The sequence below is a fragment of the Nocardia sp. NPDC060220 genome (assembly GCF_042727815.1).
Taxonomy (GTDB): Bacteria; Actinomycetota; Actinomycetes; order Mycobacteriales; family Mycobacteriaceae; genus Nocardia.
Map to the genome: position 1 here is coordinate 1 of NZ_JBHWZY010000641.1, position 4,073 is coordinate 4,073.

General features: G+C 65.1%; 4 protein-coding genes. 3 read left to right on the plus strand and 1 reads right to left on the minus strand.

What is annotated here, in order from left to right; all coding sequences use genetic code 11:
- Positions 1-93: 93 nt before the first annotated feature.
- Positions 94-363: a DUF2631 domain-containing protein gene (locus ACFWF3_RS26855; protein WP_378992217.1), complete on the minus strand. Its 270-nt coding sequence runs from the start codon at positions 361-363 to the stop codon at positions 94-96.
- 95 nt (positions 364-458) lie between these two features.
- Between ACFWF3_RS26855 and dxr the strand changes: the two genes are divergently transcribed.
- The 3 genes from dxr to ACFWF3_RS26870 all read left to right on the plus strand — a co-directional run bounded on the left by dxr (position 459) and on the right by ACFWF3_RS26870 (position 3,802).
- Positions 459-1,652, plus strand: coding sequence for a 1-deoxy-D-xylulose-5-phosphate reductoisomerase (gene dxr / locus ACFWF3_RS26860; protein WP_379316147.1), 1,194 nt, complete (start codon positions 459-461; stop codon positions 1,650-1,652).
- Positions 1,653-1,799: 147 nt separating this feature from the next.
- On the plus strand, positions 1,800-3,002 hold the full coding sequence (locus ACFWF3_RS26865; protein WP_379316149.1) for a M50 family metallopeptidase: 1,203 nt from the start codon (positions 1,800-1,802) through the stop codon (positions 3,000-3,002).
- 182 nt (positions 3,003-3,184) lie between these two features.
- A complete protein-coding gene (locus ACFWF3_RS26870; RefSeq protein ID WP_379316151.1) occupies positions 3,185-3,802 on the plus strand; it encodes an AAA family ATPase in 618 nt (205 codons plus the stop codon).
- Positions 3,803-4,073 lie beyond the last annotated feature (271 nt).

Genomic DNA, 4,073 nt, shown 5'->3' on the forward strand with positions numbered 1-4,073 from the left:
GCCGCAAACCGGCCCGGCGCGGCCGCTGACGCACGAAAACGCCTGCGGCGCATGGTGATTGCCGCAGGCGTGGACGTACTTGTCGTCGAAGAACTACTTCGGCATCCGCTGGGTGAGCGAATCGACGACCAGGATGATCGCCATCACGCCTGCCAGGCCGACGAGGAAGATGTCCTCGACATGACCCTTGTGGTTGCCGATGGTCATCCCGAGCAGGGCCACGATGACGACCCAACCCGCGATGCGGAAGGTCTTGCGCGACTCACCGCTCCAGCCCCATGCTGCCGAGGGCACCTCGGCGGGGTCGACGCTGGTGGCGACGGCACGCTCGGTGCTGGCTTTATCGAGGTCCGTGGCTGCCACGATCGCTCCTAAGGGCTCGAGTTCTGGTTGGGCGAGTGAGCATATCGTGGCATACGACCGTCCGTCGTAGCCAGCAGCCCTGCCACAATGGGCCCGTGTCCCACCCCGCAACGCGTGCCACGCACGACAGTTCCCCGTCCACCGATCGGGTGAAGGTGCTGCTTCTCGGCAGTACCGGTTCGATCGGTACCCAGGCGCTCGAGGTGATCGCCGCCAACCCCGACCGCTTCGAGGTGGTCGGGCTGGCCGCACGCGGCGGCAACCCCGCCCTGCTCGCCGAGCAGATGACCGCCACCGGCACCCGCAATGTCGCTGTCGCCGATCCCGCCGCCGCCCAGGCGCTCGGGCTGGAACTCGGCGGCCCCGACGCCGTGACCGAACTGGTCCGCCGCACCGACGCCGATGTCGTGCTCAATGCGCTGGTGGGTTCGCTGGGTCTGGAGCCCACGCTGGCCACCCTGCACGCGGGCACCCGCCTGGCGCTGGCGAACAAGGAATCCTTGGTCGCGGGCGGCTCCCTGGTGACGCGGGCGGCCGCGCCCGGCCAGATCGTGCCCGTCGACTCCGAGCACTCGGCGCTGGCCCAGTGCCTGCGCGGCGGTCGTGCGCAGGAGGTCGACCGCCTCGTGCTCACCGCGTCGGGTGGACCGTTCCGCGGCTGGAGCACCGAGATGCTCGAATCGGTGAACCCCGCGGAGGCCAAGACCCACCCGACCTGGTCGATGGGCCCGATGAACACCCTGAACTCGGCCTCGCTGGTGAACAAGGGCCTGGAACTGATCGAGACCCACCTGCTGTTCGGTGTGCCCTACGACCGGATCGACGTCACCGTCCACCCCCAGTCGATCGTCCACTCGATGGTCACCTTCACCGACGGCTCCACCCTGGCCCAGGCCAGCCCCCCTGACATGAAACTCCCCATCGCCCTGGCGCTGGGCTGGCCCGACCGCATCCCCGGCGCGGCCGCCGCCTGCGATTTCGGTACCGCCTCCACCTGGACCTTCGAGCCGGTCGACGACGTGGTCTTCCCCGCCGTCCGCCTGGCCAGGCAGGCAGGCGAAGCGGGCGGCAGCGTCACCGCGGTCTACAACGCCGCCAACGAAGTCGCGGTCCAAGCTTTCCTCGACGGCAAGATCACCTTCCCCGCCATCGTGCGCACCGTCACCCGCGCGGTAGAGGCCGCCGACCGCTGGCACGCCGAACCCGATACCCTGGACGACGTCCTCGCGGCCGACCGCTGGGCACGGGAGTACGCCGCGAAGACCATCGACGGTGAAACAACGTCCTGACCTGACGACCACAACGAGACCACCACGTTTTCGGCCGCCCCGGATCCGAGGGGCGAGACGGAACGCCGCAGGCGCAGTATCGCCCCTCGGATTCGGGGTTACGAGGCCGAAAACACGCGGCGCCAGCCGCCAAAGAGAAGGGCCCACATGGTTTTCGCGCTGGGGTTCGCACTGTTCGCTCTCGGTATCACGATTTCGATCGCGCTGCACGAGTGCGGGCACATGTGGGCCGCGCAGGCCACCGGCATGAAGGTGCGCCGCTACTTCATCGGCTTCGGGCCGAAGGTGTTCTCCTTCCGTCGCGGGGAGACCGAGTACGGGCTCAAGGCGCTGCCGCTGGGCGGCTTCTGCGACATCGCGGGCATGACGGCGCTCGACGAGCTCGAACCGGAAGAGGTCGACCGGGCGATGTATCGCCAGTCGACCTGGAAGCGCCTGGTCGTGATGTTCGGCGGCATCGGCATGAACTTCCTGCTCGGGTTCATCCTGCTGGTGATCCTGGCGGTCGGCTGGGGTCTGCCCCAGCTCGAGCAGCCGCCGGCCACCGAGTTGGGTGCGATGAGCTGCGTCGCCCAGGAGACCCCGGACAAGAAGTTGGCGCCGTGTACCGGAACAGGACCCGCGCAGCGTGCGGGATTGCAGCCCGGCGATGTGGTCAAGGCCGTGAACGGCGTCGAGGTGGATACCTGGGTGCAATTCCAGTCTGAAACTCAGAAGCAGAACGGAACCTTCACCTACACGATCGAACGTGATGGTCAGACGCTGACCATTCCGGTCACTCCCGAGCGTGTTATGCGGTCGCCGAAGGAGGGTGCGAGCCGCGAGGTGAGCGCGGTCGGTGTCGGTCCTGCTGCCTTCGCGCCGCCAAAGCAGTACGGCCCGATCGAGGCGATCCCCGCCACAGTCTCGTTCACCGGCGATTTTTTCATCGAGACGGTGAAGTCACTTGCGAAGATGCCGCAGAAGGTATCAGCGCTGTGGGAAGCGGTTACCGGCGGCGAGCGCGATCCGGAGACCCCGGTCAGCGTCTACGGTGCCAGCCGCATCGGTGGCGAGACCGCCGAGCGTGGCCTGTGGGGCATGTTCATCCTGGTCTTGGCCAGCCTGAACTTCTTCCTCGGCGCGTTCAACCTGCTGCCGCTGCTCCCGCTGGACGGCGGACATATCGCGGTGGTGCTCTACGAGAAGATCCGGGACACGATCCGCGGCTGGCTCGGCAAGGCCCCCGGCGGTCCTGTCGACTACATCAAGCTCCTGCCGATCACGTACGTCGCAGTAGTGATCGGTGGTGCGTTCATGCTTCTGACCCTGGCTGCCGACATCGTCAACCCGATCACGCTGGGACCGTGAGCACACTTCGAGCTGGGTCACGGAGTACGGCATAGCATGTGGTTGTGCATCGAGGACCTGGTTCGACCAGATACATCCGTGAAGTACAGCTGGCGCCGGGCACCAACTCGGATGCGTATCCGTTCTGCCTACCCGTCGTTGCGAACCTTGATCGAGTCGGCGGGCTGAGCTTGCCGCCAGGTGTGACGTTCCTGGTAGGCGAGAACGGCAGCGGGAAGTCGACGCTCGTTGAGGCACTGGCGGTTGCCGCTGGAATGAATCCAGAAGGGGGCAGTCAGAACTACCGCTTCGCGACCCGTTCGAGCGAGTCATCGTTGGGGCGGAGCATGGTTGTGAAGTGGGATGTCAAGAAGCCGCGAAGCAGGTTTTTTCTTCGCGCCGAATCGTTCTACAACCTGGCGACGGCGACTGAGGACCTCGGACCACAGCAGCTGGCGGTCTTCGACGGGGTCTCGCTCCACGAACGATCACACGGTGAGTCCTTCGTGGAAGTGATGCGAAATCGAATGTATCCGGATGGACTCTATCTCCTCGATGAACCCGAGGCGGCATTGTCACCGGGGGGCTGTATGGCAGTACTCGCGCTGCTGGCTGAGCTCGCCGCCCAGCGGTGTCAAATAGTGGTTGCAACGCATTCGCCAATATTGTTGGCTCTGCCAGGGGCGACCATCTTTCAGATATTCGATGACGGTGCGATTGACTCGGTCGCCTTTGACGAAGCCATGCCTGTTCGGGTGACTAGAGACTTTCTCGCTTCCCCGGACCGCTATCTCAGACACTTGCTTCCGTCTGACGACTGAGCCCGGCCGTCAGTTCTGTTGGACTGCATGGAGTCCTGTGGATTGTCGCTGCGTCGGGGTCGAAGCGCGATCGCCCTCTTGACACATGCGAAGTCAGGAGTCCAGAATCTGGATGCACGCTGAAGGCGTGACATCGAACGAGTGTGGGGGGCATACATGTTTCGGAAATTCCTGGCTACTGCTGCGATCCTTTGTGGTTTTGTCGCTGTCGTTGGGGTTCAGTCTGCGAGTGCCCATGCATATCTGGGCGAACAGGCAGGATTCCCGAACC

Coding starts and splice junctions, on each gene's coding strand:
- ACFWF3_RS26865 (WP_379316149.1), top strand. CDS start 1,800: ATGGTTTTCGCGCTGGGGTTCGCACTGTTCGCTCTCGGTATCACGATT.